Annotated in this window: 14 protein-coding genes; 4 read left to right on the top strand and 10 right to left on the bottom strand. The window is 60.9% G+C overall.

Annotated elements, in window-relative coordinates:
- A complete protein-coding gene (locus tag WBQ96_RS00990) occupies positions 1 to 792 on the top strand; it encodes an SDR family NAD(P)-dependent oxidoreductase (protein WP_336547037.1) in 792 nt (263 codons plus the stop codon).
- Entirely contained in the window at positions 734 to 2,482 is a 1,749-nt protein-coding gene (locus WBQ96_RS00985; protein ID WP_337035852.1) for an FAD-dependent oxidoreductase, read from the top strand. The genes WBQ96_RS00990 and WBQ96_RS00985 overlap by 59 nt, the downstream gene beginning before the upstream one ends.
- Here the strand turns inward: WBQ96_RS00985 and lhgO are convergent.
- The 6 genes from lhgO to WBQ96_RS00955 all read right to left on the bottom strand — a co-directional run bounded on the left by lhgO (position 2,449) and on the right by WBQ96_RS00955 (position 9,797).
- Positions 2,449 to 3,681 (bottom strand): L-2-hydroxyglutarate oxidase, encoded by a 1,233-nt coding sequence (lhgO, locus tag WBQ96_RS00980; protein WP_336547040.1) that lies wholly within the window; start codon positions 3,679 to 3,681, stop codon positions 2,449 to 2,451. The genes WBQ96_RS00985 and lhgO overlap by 34 nt on opposite strands.
- 317 nt (positions 3,682 to 3,998) lie before the next feature.
- Entirely contained in the window at positions 3,999 to 4,247 is a 249-nt protein-coding gene (locus WBQ96_RS00975) for a Zn-ribbon domain-containing OB-fold protein (protein ID WP_165117469.1), read from the bottom strand.
- Positions 4,248 to 4,556: 309 nt separating this feature from the next.
- Entirely contained in the window at positions 4,557 to 5,357 is an 801-nt protein-coding gene (locus WBQ96_RS00970; RefSeq protein ID WP_165117471.1) for an inositol monophosphatase family protein, read from the bottom strand.
- Positions 5,358 to 5,392: 35 nt separating this feature from the next.
- Positions 5,393 to 6,454 (bottom strand): ABC transporter ATP-binding protein, encoded by a 1,062-nt coding sequence (locus WBQ96_RS00965; RefSeq protein WP_165117473.1) that lies wholly within the window; start codon positions 6,452 to 6,454, stop codon positions 5,393 to 5,395.
- Positions 6,451 to 8,667, bottom strand: a complete 2,217-nt coding sequence (locus tag WBQ96_RS00960; RefSeq protein ID WP_336547044.1) for an ABC transporter permease — start codon at positions 8,665 to 8,667, stop codon at positions 6,451 to 6,453. The genes WBQ96_RS00965 and WBQ96_RS00960 overlap by 4 nt, the downstream gene beginning before the upstream one ends.
- Positions 8,668 to 8,768: 101 nt before the next feature.
- Positions 8,769 to 9,797 (bottom strand): ABC transporter substrate-binding protein, encoded by a 1,029-nt coding sequence (locus tag WBQ96_RS00955; protein WP_165117477.1) that lies wholly within the window; start codon positions 9,795 to 9,797, stop codon positions 8,769 to 8,771.
- A 190-nt stretch (positions 9,798 to 9,987) separates the two neighbouring features.
- Here WBQ96_RS00955 and WBQ96_RS00950 point away from each other — a divergent pair, with 190 nt between their 5' ends.
- Together WBQ96_RS00950 and WBQ96_RS00945 are read left to right on the top strand one after the other, a co-directional pair.
- Entirely contained in the window at positions 9,988 to 10,992 is a 1,005-nt protein-coding gene (locus WBQ96_RS00950) for a LacI family DNA-binding transcriptional regulator (protein WP_336547048.1), read from the top strand.
- A 78-nt stretch (positions 10,993 to 11,070) separates the two neighbouring features.
- Positions 11,071 to 11,577 carry a DUF3280 domain-containing protein gene (locus tag WBQ96_RS00945; protein ID WP_165117481.1) on the top strand — a complete coding sequence of 169 codons (507 nt, stop codon included), beginning with the start codon at positions 11,071 to 11,073 and terminating at the stop codon, positions 11,575 to 11,577.
- A 70-nt stretch (positions 11,578 to 11,647) separates the two neighbouring features.
- Here WBQ96_RS00945 and WBQ96_RS00940 read toward each other — a convergent pair whose 3' ends face one another.
- From WBQ96_RS00940 to WBQ96_RS00925, 4 genes are all read right to left on the bottom strand, one after another.
- Positions 11,648 to 11,803 carry a hypothetical protein gene (locus tag WBQ96_RS00940; protein WP_165117483.1) on the bottom strand — a complete coding sequence of 52 codons (156 nt, stop codon included), beginning with the start codon at positions 11,801 to 11,803 and terminating at the stop codon, positions 11,648 to 11,650.
- Positions 11,804 to 11,885: 82 nt separating this feature from the next.
- Positions 11,886 to 12,275, bottom strand: a complete 390-nt coding sequence (locus tag WBQ96_RS00935; RefSeq protein ID WP_165117485.1) for a hypothetical protein — start codon at positions 12,273 to 12,275, stop codon at positions 11,886 to 11,888.
- 71 nt (positions 12,276 to 12,346) lie between these two features.
- The gene (gene groL / locus WBQ96_RS00930; protein ID WP_165117487.1) at positions 12,347 to 13,987 is read right to left on the bottom strand and encodes a chaperonin GroEL; all 1,641 of its coding nucleotides are present in this window, start codon (positions 13,985 to 13,987) and stop codon (positions 12,347 to 12,349) included.
- Between the two features lie 49 nt (positions 13,988 to 14,036).
- Positions 14,037 to 14,351 (bottom strand): co-chaperone GroES, encoded by a 315-nt coding sequence (locus WBQ96_RS00925; RefSeq protein WP_165117489.1) that lies wholly within the window; start codon positions 14,349 to 14,351, stop codon positions 14,037 to 14,039.
- Positions 14,352 to 14,562: the final 211 nt, after the last annotated feature.

Genomic DNA, 14,562 nt, shown 5'->3' with positions numbered 1-14,562 from the left:
ATGACGCTTCAACCTTCGACCATGGACGGCAAGACCGTCGTCGTAACCGGCGCGGGCCAAGGCATCGGCCTGGCGATTGCCGAGGCCTTCCTCCTCGCCGGCGCTTACGTCGTGGCCGTGGACCGCGAACCCGCAGGCATCGCAGCACTGGCCACCGCCAATGGTCGTGTCATTCCCGTGATTGGCGACGTGACCGACACGGCACTGCCCGATGCGATTTCAGCCGCGATCGACAAGGCCGGGCTTTCACTCGATGTGCTGATCAACAATGCGGGCATAGCGCGCGGTGCCAATGCTCTTGGCACTTCGGATGAGGATTTCGAGCGCTATTTTCAGATCAACGTGCTGGGCCTGTTCCGGCTGTCGCGCTGGGCCGTGGGCATCATGATGAAAAAGGGCAGCGGCGCTATCGTCAACACCGCCTCGATTTTCGGGCAGATCGGTGCCTTCAACAGTTGCGGCTATTCGACTTCAAAAGCCGCCGTTATCGGGCTGACGCGCCAGATGGCAACCGATTTCGGTCCCTCGGGCATCCGAGTCAACGCCGTGGCGCCGGGCCTGATCGAGACGCCGCTTACCGCCGAGCGCATCCGGACCGAAACATGGCGTCGCCATGTGATGATTGATGGCGCACCGCTGCGCCGCGTCGGCACGCCGGAAGATGTGGCGCGTGCCGTGCGCTTCCTGGCTTCCGACGAAGCCAGCTTCATCACCGGGCAGGTGTTGGCCGTCGATGGCGGCTGGGCCATGGGACGCTACCCACGCGAAGAGCCTATCCATGCCAATTCCTGACCTGCCCGCATCGTGTGACCTGTTGGTTGTCGGATCCGGCGCCGCGGGAATGGCCGCCGCGATTTGCGCCAAGCATCACGGACTCAACCCGATGATCATCGAAAAGGCCGATGTCATCGGCGGATCAACCGCCGTGTCGGGCGGCGCCATCTGGGTCCCCTGCAATCCGCTGATGCTGGCTGCCGGGATGCCTGACAGCCCCGAGGCGGCGAGAACCTATATCCGGGGCGAAACAGGCAACCATTTCAATGCCGAGCTGGTCGAGGCTTTTCTCGAAAAGGGGCCGGAAGCGATCGACTTCTTCCATAACAAGACGGCATTGAAGATGTCTCACCGGCCTGTCTCGCCGGACTATCATCCCGATGCGGATGGTGCGACAGAGGGCGGCCGTGTGCTCGACGCGTATGACTATGACGGACGCCGGCTTGGCGAAAACCTCCATCGCATGCGCCCGCCCATTGCCGATTTCACCATTTTGGGAGGGTTGCCGCTCGGCAGGCCGGACATCTATCATTTCCTGCGCCTGACTCGCTCTGCCAAGTCCGCGGCCTATGCGACGAAGACGGTCCTTCGCTACATTCGCGACCGGCTTACCTGGGGTCGCAACACGCGCCTGGTCATGGGTGGAGCGGTAGCCGGACGCCTTGCCGAAACCGTTTTTGAACTCGGCATCCCTCTTTTCACCGGTCATGAGTTGGTAAAGCTTGTCCAGGACGCCAGCGGCCGCATCACCGGCGCTGAAATCGATGGCCCACGCGGCATCGTTCGTGTTTCGGCTACGCGAGGTGTGGTGCTTGCCGCCGGCGGCTTTCCGCATGATACGACGCGGCGCAAGCAGCATTTCGAACATGTCCGCAAGGGCCTGCCCCACTACTCCATGTCACCTTCGGCGGGAACCGGCGGCGCGATTACCACGGCCGAAGCGGTAGGCGCAGCCTTCGTCGAGACAAACACCAATGGCGGCTTCTGGACGCCGGTTTCGCTTCTCCCTAATCCGGACGGATCGAAGCGACCCTTCCCGCACCTCTTCCTCGATCGCGCCAAGCCCGGGGTCATCGCGGTCGGGCATGACGGGCGCCGCTTCGTCAATGAGGCGTCAAGCTATCATGATTTCGTCCAGGGTCTCATTGCCAGGCTTTTGGAGGAAGGCCAGAAATCGGCATGGCTGATTGCCGATCATCGCGCATTGCGTCGGTACGGACTGGGTGCCGTACATGCCTTCCCGTCCACGATCGGGAGGCATCTGAAAAGCGGCTACCTCAAGCGCGGCGCAACTCTTGGACACCTTGCTCGCGAATGCGGCATCGACGCCGCGCAACTAGAGCGGACGATGGCAGCCGTCAACGCCGCTGCGGCAGGCGGCGAGTATCCGCAATTCGGCAAGGGCACGACAAGCTATCAGCGCTATCTCGGCGACGCCGAGAACAAACCGAACCCCTGCGTCAGGCCGCTTGAAGCGCCGTTCTACGCGATCGAGATTTTCCCCGGCGACATTGGCACGACGATGGGCCTGGATATAACCGCCAAGGGTGAGGTCAAGCAGCAGGATGGCCGTGTCATTCCCGGCCTCTATGCCTGTGGCAATGACATAAATTCGATCATGTCAGGCTCTTATCCCGGCCCCGGCATCACGCTCGGCCCCGCGCTGACCTTCGGCTATATCGTCGGCGGGACCGCGGCTGCCGCCTGACTTGCGCCTCTGTGCTCGATACACTTGGAAGCGATCATTCGCCCGATCGGAATGGCCGACGTCGCAGCAGGCGAAGGCGCATTGCCGACATGGAGGCTGCGCGCTGTTTCAGCAAACAGGAAATCGTGCACGGCCTCGCCGGATGACGTAACCGCCTGCGCACGGATACCGGCGGGGTAAGGCATCAGGTCCGCAAGCTCAAGCTCTGGACAATATTTTCTACACTCTTCCAGATAACCGCGCTTCGAAAGTGAATTGGCGAGCTCGTGAATCGCATGGCTTCGATGCCGTGCCACGAGCTTCCAGAAGCCGGGGAAGGTTAGCATCCCAACGGCGTCGCGGGCATTGATGGAAAATTTTGGATAGCCCTCGCGGGACAGGCCGAGCACTGCATTGGGGCCGAGCGTCACCGATCCATCGATCATGCGCGTGAGGTGGATTCCGAGGAATGGCAGATCGGGGTCAGGCACCGGATAGATGAGGTGGTTCACGATCCGGTTGAGCCGGGGCGGCAATTGGAAATATTCGCCGCGAAACGGCACGATCTTGTAGGCGATATCCGCGCCTGCCATGCGTGCCAGCCGGTCCGACTGGAGTCCGGCGCAGCAGACAAGCTGACGCGTCTGCCACGTCTCACCCTTCGAACCGATCTCGACGACGGAGCCGGTCTCCTTGATCCGGTCCACCGCTCTGCCGAAATGGATGGTCGCGCCGGCAGCCTGCAGAAGAGACAGCATTTTCCGGCAAATTTCGCGATAGTCGACGATTGCCGTTTCCGGGCTGAGCAAAGCGCCGACGCCGGCGATATGCGGCTCCAGCTCCTTCAGCTCGCCTTCTCCCACCCGCCGCAGGCTGAGACCGTTCGAGGTTGCCCGTTCATACAGCGCATCGGCGCGGGTCATTTCGAGCGCGTTGGTGGCGACGATCAGCTTGCCGCAGGTGTCGTAGCGTATCGCATGCTCGTCGCAGAACTCCTTGGTCGCGCGCGCGCCCTCGATACAGAGCCGCGCCTTGAGACTGCCGGGCGTATAATAGATGCCGGCATGGATCACGCCGCTATTGTGCCCTGTCTGGTGCTTGCCGACCGTATCTTCCTTCTCGATGAGAAGCAGGCTGGCCTGCGGGCGAAGCGCCAGCAGCTCCCTGGCGGTGGCAAGCCCGACGATGCCGCCGCCGATCACACAGAAATCGTAAATCAAGATAGCCTCCTGACGCGATGATGGAACGCGCCTCCTCGCGCCGCGGCAGGTCGAAGCGCACGGTGCCGATACGGTAATAGAGGTCCGGCAGCACGACGAAATAACCCTGTTTGGCGATCTTGCGCGCCATGTTCCACAGCTCGGGGGCGTATGCCCGGCGCATCCATGTAGAAAATGACGGTCGGCCACTGTCCGTCCTCATGCGGACAAACGACAAAGGCCGGCATTTTGCCGTGATGCGTGCTGATCAGAACTTCCTGCTCGAACATGGTTTCGGCACTCCTGGAGTTGGGCTCCAAATCTACAATTATGGCCACTCAGTCAACGATCCTGGCGGCATGCTGCTTGCGCCCGTCATGATCGACATATTCAAGCGCTACCGACCGTCCGATCCAGCTTCCCTCGGGCTCCGGCCCGGTGAGGTTCGTCACGATCAACGGCCCCTCTTCCAGCCGCACGGTGGTCGCATTGTAGGGTGGTGGAAAATCGTCGAAATATTTCCGGTGGAAGACCACCCATGACACGATCTTGCCCCTGCCCGAAACCGCCTTCCATTCCGCCTCCATCGAAAGGCATTTCGCGCAGATGGGCGCCGGCGGATAGCGGAAAGTGTCGCATCGACGCACCTCGAAACGATAAGCCGCTAAAACCGCAAACTACTCTGCCGATTTCCGGGAAAATGTGTCGTTGTTTACGGGTGGTTCAAGCATGACAACGGCAAGGAAATGCTCATCCCGGCCGTGTCACGGAGCGATGTCGTGGACCGGATTATGTGGCGATCAACCTCTCCAAACGCACCGGCAGCCTCGCGGCCTAATCAATACTCGGCATGGATTTTCGTGTCTGCGCAACAGAATTGCGAGACGTCATGGAAATCAAATCCTTGCCACTCTCTTCAAATCATCGATAGCGCCGGGTGCGGCCGCCAGAACCGGCGCTCCTTTGGTCAGGCCATCACCATCCACAGGGAAAGGCAGGAACCAGCCACCCGCTTCCTTCACCAGGCAATAGCCGGCGAGGCAGTCCCAGGCATGCATGTAGGGTTCATAATATCCGACCAGACGGCCCGCCGCGACATAGGCAAGCATCAGGGCGCCCGACCCGTTGCGGATGAAATTACCACCTTCTTCGAGCAGGTTCTCGACGATCCTGGCCACTTCCGAGGGCTTGACGTGATTGTTGGCGCCGATACCCGTGACGGCGTTGCGGATGGTGCGCGAAGCGTCCAGTGACAGGGTCTTGCCGTTCAGCCGCGCGCCGAGCCCAAGGGCTGCGGCATAGAGCTCGTCGTGGCAAGGCGCTGAAATCACGCCGACCACCGGTTCGCCTTGATGGATCAGGCCGATGGAAACGCACCAGTTCGGCATGCCGTTGACGAAGGGGCTCGTGCCGTCGATCGGGTCGATGGCCCAGGTAAAGCCGGAACGGCCCTTGTCGAGCCCGTATTCCTCGCCCAGCACCCCGTCGTCGGGATAGGCTTCGGCGATGCGGGTGCGGATCAACACTTCCACCTCGCGATCGGCGACCGACACCACATCCTGCGGATCGCGCTTGGTCTCCACCACCAGCGTTTCGCGATTCTTGAAATAGTCCAGCGCCACGGCGCCGGCCTCCCTTGCCATTGTTTCGGCCAGTGCCAGCCGGCCCTCGAGCCCGGATACGACGTGCGACGTCATGGTTCTACCCTCAATTTCATGGATGTTCAGGTGGTTCAGCTGCTGATGATCGCGACGCCACGTTCCTTGAAGCCGATCGCAACCCGGGTTGCCGGCGTCAGCGGCCGCTCCACAGCGGGATCGACCACGAAGAGCGTGCCGGCAGCCGTCTTCACCTCATATTCGACATGGTCGCCGAGATAGGCGGCGTGCGTAATCTGACCGGAGAAGGCGCCTTCGGCAGAAGGTTCGAGCGTGATCGCATTGGGGCGCACTGCTAGCTTTGCCGGCCCCGGCCTTGCATCGCGCCCCGGCACGCTGTGCGTCAGTGCCTCGACGCGAATAGTCGCCGCGCCATTGCCGACATCGATGACATCGCAGGCGACGACGTTTGCCTCTCCCATGAAATCCGCAATGAAGGCGGAAGTCGGCGCCTCATAAAGTTCGCGCGGCGCGCCCTGCTGCGCTATGACGCCGTCCTTCATCACGATGATCCGGTCAGAGACCGCAAGCGCTTCGTCCTGATCGTGGGTGACATAGACTGCGGTGAAGCCGAGACGCTGCTGCAACTCGCGGATTTCCGTGCGCACGCGCCGGCGCAGGCGCGCATCGAGGTTGGAAAGTGGCTCGTCGAGGAGCAGCACCTGCGGTTCGAGAACCAGCGCTCGAGCAACCGCCACGCGCTGCTGCTGCCCGCCCGAAAGCTCGGCCGGAAGCCGCTTGCCCATTCCGCCGAGGCCGACGAGCGTGAGCCCCTCTTCGGCGCGCTCACGCGCTTCCTTGCGCTTCAACCCGGAGGATTCGAGGCCGTAGGCGACATTGTCCAGGGCGGTCATATGCGGAAACAGCGCGTAGGACTGGAAGACCATCGAGACGTCGCGCTCATTGGCCGGCAGCATGGTCACATCCTTGCCGCCGATGAGAATTTTGCCGGCAGTCGGATGCTCCAACCCTGCCAGCATGCGCAGCGTCGTGGTCTTGCCGCAACCCGATGGCCCCAGCAGTGTCACCAGCGTTCCGGGTTCTATGGTCAACGACAGGTCGTGAATGGCGGTGAAGCTACCGAAATCCTTGCGGACGTTGCGGAAGACGACCGAACCAGGGGCCTCGATGCTCATACCGTCTTCTCCTCATGAAGGGATACCGGAAGGGCGATGCGGTTTTCGCGCCGCAATCTCCGCTCGCCGACCAGAAGCTGGAAGCCGGCAATCACGACGAGCATCACCAGGATCAGCATGGTGGAATAGGCGATGGCGACGCCGTATTCGCCGTTTTCAACCAGACCGACGATGTAGGAGGTCGCCATATTGTATTCGGCGCTGACGAGAAAAATGACCGCGCTTATCGAGGTGATCGCGCGCACGAAGGAATAGACCAGTGCGGCGGTGATCGCAGGGCGCAGCAGCGGCAGGATCACCTTGCGGATGGTGCGGAAACTGTCGGCACGCAAGGTCAGCGACGCCTCGTCGAGGCTCTTGTCCAACTGGCTCATCGCCGCAACGCCGCCGCGCACGCCGACCGGCATGTTGCGGAAGACGAAGCAGGCGATCAGTATCATCGCCGTGCCGGTCATCTCGAGCGGCGGCAGGTTGAAGGCCATGATGTAGCTGATGCCGATGACCGTTCCCGGTATCGCGAAACTCATCATCAGGGCGAACTCGAACACCGAGCGCCCGGCAAATTTCTGGCGAACGATCAGATAGGCGGTGAGCAGGCCGACAGCCGCGGTGATCGGCGCTGAAATGAGCGCGATCTCCATCGTGGTCCAGAAGGAGTTCCAGGCGACGCCGGTCCAGGCTATCGAGCCGTCACGCGTGCCGATGGAGAAGGCGCGTTTGTAGTGCTGTAGCGTCAGCGAATTGTCGAGGCCCCAGGTCTTCACGAAGCCGCCGACGAGGATCATCGCGTAGACCACCACTGTGAAGATCGCCCAGGGAATGACCAGCGCATAGACGCCAATGGAAAGGGAGCGTGGCAGCGCGATATGCGCGCCGGAGTCGCCCTTGCCGGTGACGGTCGCGAAGTTCTTGCCAGACAGCCAGAACCGCTGGGCGAGGAAAGCCGAAAGCGTGAAGCAAAGCAGAATGATCGCAAGCACTGCGGCGCGGGACGGATCGTTCTGGGAGCCGACCACGGCAAAGAAGATTTCCGTCGACAGCACGCCGTGACTGCCGCCCAGCACCAGCGGATTGCCGAAATCGGCCATGCTCTCGATGAACCCGATGAGAAAGGCATTCGCCAGACCGGGCTTCATCAGCGGCAGCGACACATGCCAGAAGGTGCGCCAGCGGTCGGCGCGCAGGGTCTGCGAAGCCTCCTCCATCGACGGGCTGACGCCCTCGACCACACCGATCAGCACGAGAAACGAAATGGGCGTGAAGGAAAGAACCTGCGCGATCCAGATACCGGTGAGGCCGTAAAGCCAGCGGCCGGGCTCGATCCCGAAAAGTTCCGATATCGCCTGCGTTGCCACGCCCGAGCGGCCGAACAGTAGGGTCAAAGCCAAGCCGACGACGAAGGGAGGCGTGATGATCGGGAGCACCGTGAGAAGCCGAAGCCCCTTCTTGTAGCGAAAGCCGGTACGCGTCGCGACCAGCGCAAATGCCAGGCCCAGCAAGGTCGAGGCTCCGGCGGTCATGACCGCCAGCCAGAAGGTTCTGAGCGCTACGCCGCACCGGCCGCCACCGGTTAAGCAGCCAATGCTCCAGATCGAGGGATCGGAGATGTTGCGGGTGAAACCGTCCGGATTGAAAGAACCGTCGAAGTCCTGGAAGGCGCCGACCAGCATGCTTCCGACGGGATAGAAGACGAAAACGGCGACTAAGAAAATCAACAGCGCAATCGCGCTGACCACGAACGCGTCGCCCCGCATGACGCCGCGCTCCGCCAAGCCAAAGGAGAATATCAGCGCAAAGGCGAGCGCCAACAGCACCGCGCCGGCGCCCATGGATGGTTGACCGTCCGCCAGTGCGCCGAACAGGGTCTCGCTTATCGCCCAGGTCCAGCCGGAGAACCCGACGGCCAATCCCTGCACCGTCAGAAAGACGACCCCGAGCGCACCGGCCCAGGCAAGGAGAGTACCGCGCCGCATCGGATCGCCGATGAAGCGGGCAGCGAGCGCAAGCCCCAGCAAAAGCGCTGCGATCCCCAGCCATGGACGCCCGTGCATGGTCGTCTGCAGGATTGCGGGAGAGACGGCCGGGTCGCCCGGAAAATTCGCCAGCCAGCTGAAGCCGTAGAAGCCGCCGTCGATCCTGTACCAGGGCAGTATTAAGAACGCGACGGCGCCCAGCAGGAGAACGATATCGAGCCGGCGATTGCGATGTTCCATGGGCAAGACTCAAGGCCCCCGGCCGCCCGGAGCTTTGGATGGAAGGATGAACGCGACCGGCCAGGAAAAATTAGGCCGGGCGCGCTGCAACGAGGGTCACGTCAATTGGCGTTGGCGCCGATTTCCCGATCCCAGCGCTCGAGCAATTCCTTGCGCTTTGCCGGATCGCCATATGTCTTGAAGTCATAGTCGATCAGCTTGATGTCCTCGAACCGCGGCGCCTCCTTCGGCACCTCGGCATTCTTGTTGGACGGAAGCTGGAACGACTTGGCGTCCTTCATGCGGGACTGGACTTCGGCAGTCAGCGCCCAATCGTACCATTTCTTGGCGTTGTCGAGGTTCTTTGCGCCCTTGATGATCGACATGGAGCCGATCTCGTAGCCGGTGCCCTCGCAGGGTGCTACGGATTTCACCGGAAAACCCTCGACGGTCATCGAAACGGCGTCGTGCATGAAGACGATGCCGACCGTCGTCTCGCCGCGCGCTGCGGCCTTGACCGGCGCGGAGCCCGACTTCGTATATTGCGATATGTTGGCGTTGAGCTTCTTCAGATAGTCGTAAGCCTGTTCCTCGCCCATGATCTGGACCAGCGATGCAAGCGCCGTATAGGCCGTTCCCGACGAGTTGGGATTGGCCATCTGGATCTCGCCCTTCCACGCTGGATCGAGCAGATCTGCCCAGCACTTGGGTTCCCTAAGGTTCTTCGTCTTCAGGAGCTCGCTGTTGTAGCCCCAACCGAGCGCGCCGGCGTAGACACCGACAGTTCGATACTCCGCGCTTTCGGCCTGCTTCACGGCCCAATCCTGCAGCTGGTCGAGCATCGGCGACTTGTATTCAAGCGTCAGGCCTTCAGACGCTGCCTGCAGATGCGGATCGCCCGTGCCCGCCCACCAGATATCGGTCTTGGGATTGCGCGCTTCGGCGCGGATCTTGGCGTAGGTTTCGCCGGACGACAGGCGAACCATGTTGACCGAAATGCCGGACTGTTTTTCGAAATCGCCCTTCATCTGTTCGCAGATGACGACGTCCGCCGAGCATATGAGATTGAGGTTGCCTTCGGCCTGCGCAGCAAAGGCAAATAGAGAAGCACCCGCAGCAAGGACTGCTGCGCCCAGTTTAACCGAACCCATGATTTCCTCCCGGTTGTACCGGCGCCTCCACGCCGGCCGCTCTTTGCAAGCGTGTGCAAATGCTGCATGACCGGACTTAGAGTGTCAACAAATTTATAATAAAAACTGGCACAGCAGAGAATACGGCGACTTGCACGCCATTGCAAAGTGGTGCACTTCTCGGTGCAGTTTCGGAGGAATTGAGCTCATCGTGTCGCAAAAGGTTTTCGTCAGCGCTCAGGAGGTTGCGGAGCGCGCGGGCGTTTCCCGTTCAGCGGTTTCGCGCACCTTCACGCATGGTGCCAGCGTCTCGCCGGAGACCCGCCGCAAGGTGCTTGAGGCCTCCGAGGCCCTGGGCTATCACGTCAATCATCTGGCGCGTGGGCTGATGCGCAATGAAAGCGGCATCGTCTGCCTCATCGTCTCGGACATGGGCACGCCCTACCGCTCAAACCTGATCCGCGCCCTGACGCAGCAGTTGCAGGATGCGGGCAAGATCGCGATGCTGGTCAATACGGATCGTTCCGACGGCAGCGTCGATCTCGCGCTCCGGCAGGCGATCCGGTATCGGGCCGATGCCTCCATCATCCTGTCTGGAATGCCGGACAAGTCGATCACCCAGCTTTGCCTCAAGAATGGACAGCGGCTTGTACTCATCAACCGTGACGACGAACAGGAAGGCCCGCTCAGGATCAACCTAGACGATGCCGAGTCCGCCAGCCGGGTTCTGACCGCCTTCGTGCGAGCCGGCTGCCAAAGAATGGCCTTTGCCAATTCGGAAGCCGGAACGCCAAGCCTGATGGCGCGGGAGCGTGGTTTCATCGCGGCGGCCAAGGCGCTCGGCATCGACGTCGTCGTGGATCGTTTCGGGCCTACAGGCTACGAGAGCGGCAAGATATTGGCCCAGCGGCTTCTAACGCGGCGCGAGCGGCCGGACGCGGTGTTCTGCGCGACGGACCTGCTTGCCTGCGGGTTCATGGACACTGCCCGGCACCAGTTTTCGATAAGCGTTCCAGATCAACTCTGCATCGCCGGTTTCGACGATATCGCACAGGCTTCCTGGTCTTCTTATCAGCTAACGACTTTTTCCCAGCCCGTCGAGGCGATCGCGCGCGAGGCGGTGACCTGGTTGGACGAAGCGGACCCGGCAATTGCCCGACAAAGCGTCAGGCTCCATGCCGACCTTATCTGGCGCTCCTCGATCAGGGGCGGTTAGCGGATACCGTCGCAGACGGGTCGTGATTTGAGTGGCCGAGTGGTGTAGGATAGCCGCCACATTGACGGGAGGACTATCATGCGCCTTCGCACAGTGACCGTCGTGACGATGCTGCTTGCAGGTATCTGCTCATTTGCGCACGCTCAACAACCAAAGCCGATGTCCATCGAGGTGTTTCCTTTCGAACTGGAGGACAAGAGCGCCGGAGCGGGGATAATTCCTCCGGATGAACACGACAGGCGCTATCTTTCCGAGTCGGCGCAAGTTGCGAAGGACATGCTCTCCCAGTCCGGACGTTTTACCATAATTGACGTGCCTGCGGCGGAAAAGCAGCCTGCGCCGCAGTATGGTTTGCGCAACTGCGGTGGCTGTGAAAGCCAGATTGCCAAAGGGCACGGCGCGGCCCTGGCCTTGCTGGGTGTCGTGACACGCGTCAACCGAACAGAGCATACGATGTTCATTCGCATCCTCGACGCGGAAACCGGGAAACCTGTTTCGGAGAGCTTTACCGACCTTCGCATGGGTGCGAACTATGGATGGCCTCGCTCCGTGAAATGGCTGATGACAAACAGAATTCTGAAGTAGGCAGCGCAGCCGCGTCGTCGCCGGCCAAGTGAAAACTCACATCGAATGAGTTGCTTTGGAATCAGCCTCGTCAGAGAAGCCGCTTATCCTCAGTCGTCTTGGGTGCGCTGTCGGTATCCGCCTTTCGGCGCTTTTCCGCGGCGGCCTTGCGAACGCGTTCGAAACGGTTTTCCTCGGTTTCTTTGACTTCAGGCGTCGACTTGGTTTTCGGTGTGAAGACGATCATTTCGTGGTCTCCTTGCTTTGACGAAGGGAGATAGACAGCCGGGAGCCAGGCTCCCGGCTGTCATCGAACTTTTATCGTAACCTCAGGTTGCTAGAACGGTCGCACAACCCTGCGCGCCGAGCCTGTCAGGCGATGTCTGTCCCGGCATGGTCGCCCATCCGCCCTCTTCCACGAACTGCCGCTTCTTGTAGGAATCGGTCAGGGCTTTGAAAGCGGTGATGCGCTGTGAAGCATCAGCCCCAGCTCTGAATTTCTCGACGCAAACAGCGGATGCCAGTTCTCCGCGCGCAATGTCGCTTGCGGTGGTTGCAGCACTTCGCGAAGTGCCGCCCGTCACCCAGCCGCCCCAGCTGAATCCGATGATCATCGTAGCGACCGCCGTGGCAACGCAGGCCCACACAAGGATCGACTTTGACGGTTGATAGCTTTCGAAACGCTGCGCGATCGAACTATTGCTGCCCTGTATAGCCATTGAAATTCTCCCTGCCGATTGTTGTTTTCGTTCCGGCGTTCGGCCGCGTCGGCCGAACGGTTCGGGCATACTTAGTATCCCATGCCACCCATGCCGCCGCCGTTGGCAGCCATCGATGGGGCGGAATCCTTCGCAGGAGCGTCGGTGATCATGGCCTCGGCGGTGATCAGCAAGGCTGCGATGGAGCCGGCGTCCTGCAAAGCCGTTCGCACCACCTTGGCCGGGTCGACGATGCCCGCCTTGATCATATCGACATAAGCGTCCGTCTGCGCATTGAACCCTTGATTGGGATCTTTGCTATCCATTAGTTTGCCAACCACGACGGAGCCTTCGACGCCGGCATTCTCGGCGATCTGCCTAATGGGGGCCTCAAGCGCTTTCAGCACGATCGAAATGCCTGCCGTAACGTCCGAGTTCGTGCCGGTAAGCCCGGTCAGCGATGCCTTGGCGCGTAGAAGCGCCACGCCGCCGCCAGCGACGATGCCTTCTTCGACCGCCGCTCGGGTAGCGTTCAGCGCATCGTCGATACGGTCCTTCTTTTCCTTGACCTCGGTCTCGGTTGCACCGCCGACGCGAATGACCGCGACACCACCTGCGAGCTTTGCCAGACGTTCCTGAAGCTTTTCCTTGTCGTAGTCCGAGGTGGTTTCCTCGATCTGCGCCTTGATCTGCTGGACACGGGCGGTAATCGCGGTTTTTTCGCCGGCGCCATCGATTATCGTCGTGGTGTCCTTTTCAATGAGCACGCGCTTGGCCCGACCGAGCATGTCGATCGTGACGTTTTCCAGCTTGATGCCGAGGTCTTCCGAAATCATCTGGCCAGCGGCGAGGATAGCAATGTCCTCCAGCATGGACTTGCGGCGATCGCCGAAGCCCGGAGCCTTGACGGCAGCGACCTTGAGGCCGCCGCGCAGCTTGTTGACCACGAGGGTCGCCAGCGCTTCACCCTCAACGTCCTCGGAGATGATCACAAGCGGCTTTCCGCTCTGCACCACCGCTTCGAGGATCGGCAGCAAAGCCTGCAGATTACCGAGCTTCTTCTCATGAATGAGGATGTAGGCGTCTTCCAGTTCGGCACGCATCTTGTCGGCATTGGTGACGAAATAGGGAGACAGGTAACCACGGTCGAACTGCATGCCTTCGACGACATCGAGTTCGGTCTCGGCGGTCTTGGCTTCCTCGACGGTGATCACGCCTTCATTGCCGACCTTCTTCATCGCCTTGGCGATCATCGCGCCGACCGTTTCGTCGCCATTGGCGGCAATGGTGCCGACCTGGGCGATCTCGTCGGAAGATTTGACCTTCTTGGCCCGTGCCTGGATGTCCTTGACGACGGCGACCACCGCAAGATCGATGCCGCGCTTGAGATCCATCGGGTTCATGCCGGCAGCAACGAGCTTCGCGCCTTCGCGCAGAATGGAGGCAGCAAGCACGGTTGCGGTGGTGGTGCCATCGCCAGCCAGATCATTGGTCTTCGAGGCCACTTCGCGCACCATCTGCGCGCCCATGTTCTCGAACTTGTCGGAAAGCTCGATTTCCTTGGCGACTGTGACACCGTCCTTGGTGATGCGCGGCGCGCCATAGGAGCGGTCGATGATGACGTTACGGCCCTTTGGGCCGAGGGTCACCTTGACGGCGTTGTTGAGGATTTCGACGCCACGCAACATGCGGTCGCGGGCGTCGGTGGAGAATTTGATTTCCTTGGCAGACATGATTTTCGTCCAGTTCAGTCTTGAGATTGCGGGATCGGAAACCGACCGGTCAGGCGGCCTTGCTGACCGCGACAGTCTTCTCGACGATGCCCATGACGTCGGCCTCCTTCATGATCAGGAGATCCTCGCCGTCGATCTTGACCTCGGTGCCCGACCATTTGCCGAACAGGACAGTGTCGCCTGCTTTGACATCGAGTGGAATCAGCTTGCCGCTTTCGTCGCGAGAGCCCGGGCCTACGGCGATCACTTCGCCTTCCTGGGGCTTTTCTTTCGCATTATCGGGAATGATGATCCCGCCTTTGGATTTGATATCGCCTTCCGCACGTCGAATGACGACGCGGTCGTGGAGTGGCCGGAATTTCATTGGAAGTCTTTCTGCGATCGGCGCATAGGGCAACCGCATCAGCTTTATAGGCCCTCTGGCACTCGATTGATAGGAGTGCCAAAACTTTAATTCAACGGAACGGAATTGGTGTAAAACAGGTTTGGCCCATTACAGTCGCCGCGCGTCAACAGGCCAGGCACCTCACAATCTGCTATGAGGTATTGGATTTACTGATTCCCAACGCAGGCCG

The organism is Mesorhizobium sp. CCNWLY176 (genome assembly GCF_037153935.1).
GTDB lineage: Bacteria > Pseudomonadota > Alphaproteobacteria > Rhizobiales > Rhizobiaceae > Mesorhizobium_M > Mesorhizobium_M zhangyense.
This window is presented reverse-complemented; position numbering and strand designations above follow the sequence as displayed.

Excerpts from the sequence above, each read along its gene's own strand:
- WBQ96_RS00990 (WP_336547037.1), top strand. The coding sequence starts at position 1 with ATGACGCTTCAACCTTCGACCATGGACGGCAAGACCGTCGTCGTAACC.
- WBQ96_RS00985 (WP_337035852.1), top strand. The coding sequence starts at position 734 with ATGGCGGCTGGGCCATGGGACGCTACCCACGCGAAGAGCCTATCCATG.
- WBQ96_RS00975 (WP_165117469.1), bottom strand. The coding sequence starts at position 4,247 with ATGGAGGCGGAATGGAAGGCGGTTTCGGGCAGGGGCAAGATCGTGTCA.
- WBQ96_RS00970 (WP_165117471.1), bottom strand. The coding sequence starts at position 5,357 with ATGACGTCGCACGTCGTATCCGGGCTCGAGGGCCGGCTGGCACTGGCC.
- WBQ96_RS00965 (WP_165117473.1), bottom strand. The coding sequence starts at position 6,454 with ATGAGCATCGAGGCCCCTGGTTCGGTCGTCTTCCGCAACGTCCGCAAG.
- WBQ96_RS00960 (WP_336547044.1), bottom strand. The coding sequence starts at position 8,667 with ATGGAACATCGCAATCGCCGGCTCGATATCGTTCTCCTGCTGGGCGCC.
- WBQ96_RS00955 (WP_165117477.1), bottom strand. The coding sequence starts at position 9,797 with ATGGGTTCGGTTAAACTGGGCGCAGCAGTCCTTGCTGCGGGTGCTTCT.
- WBQ96_RS00945 (WP_165117481.1), top strand. The coding sequence starts at position 11,071 with ATGCGCCTTCGCACAGTGACCGTCGTGACGATGCTGCTTGCAGGTATC.
- WBQ96_RS00940 (WP_165117483.1), bottom strand. The coding sequence starts at position 11,803 with ATGATCGTCTTCACACCGAAAACCAAGTCGACGCCTGAAGTCAAAGAA.
- WBQ96_RS00935 (WP_165117485.1), bottom strand. The coding sequence starts at position 12,275 with ATGGCTATACAGGGCAGCAATAGTTCGATCGCGCAGCGTTTCGAAAGC.
- groL (WP_165117487.1), bottom strand. The coding sequence starts at position 13,987 with ATGTCTGCCAAGGAAATCAAATTCTCCACCGACGCCCGCGACCGCATG.
- WBQ96_RS00925 (WP_165117489.1), bottom strand. The coding sequence starts at position 14,351 with ATGAAATTCCGGCCACTCCACGACCGCGTCGTCATTCGACGTGCGGAA.